At 38.4% G+C, this 255-nt stretch carries 1 protein-coding gene; it reads right to left on the reverse strand.

The window, feature by feature from the left end; genetic code table 11:
* Positions 1-40: 40 nt before the first annotated feature.
* Positions 41-241, reverse strand: a complete 201-nt coding sequence (locus KJS69_RS29455; RefSeq protein WP_374706760.1) for an IS3 family transposase — start codon at positions 239-241, stop codon at positions 41-43.
* Between the last annotated feature and the right edge of the window lie 14 nt (positions 242-255).

Below are 255 nucleotides of genomic sequence, written 5' to 3' on the forward strand. Positions count from 1 at the left end.
GTTGTGGCACTGACCGTATCCTTATGGTTGGTGCCATTTTCTATGCTGCTGAATTTAGAAGGTATTGTCTATATTCCAACGGCGTCATACAATTAAGTCTTTTCTGGTAACGATGAGTATTGTAGTATTCGATGTATTCTATTACGGCTACTTCCAGTTCTTCATATGTACTGAACTTACGGAGATAATACATTTCGGATTTCATCATTCCCCAGAATGACTCCATTGGACCATTATCTATACATCTGGATACTC

The organism is Paenibacillus sp. J2TS4 (assembly GCF_018403245.1).
Lineage (GTDB): Bacteria > Bacillota > Bacilli > Paenibacillales > NBRC-103111 > Paenibacillus_L.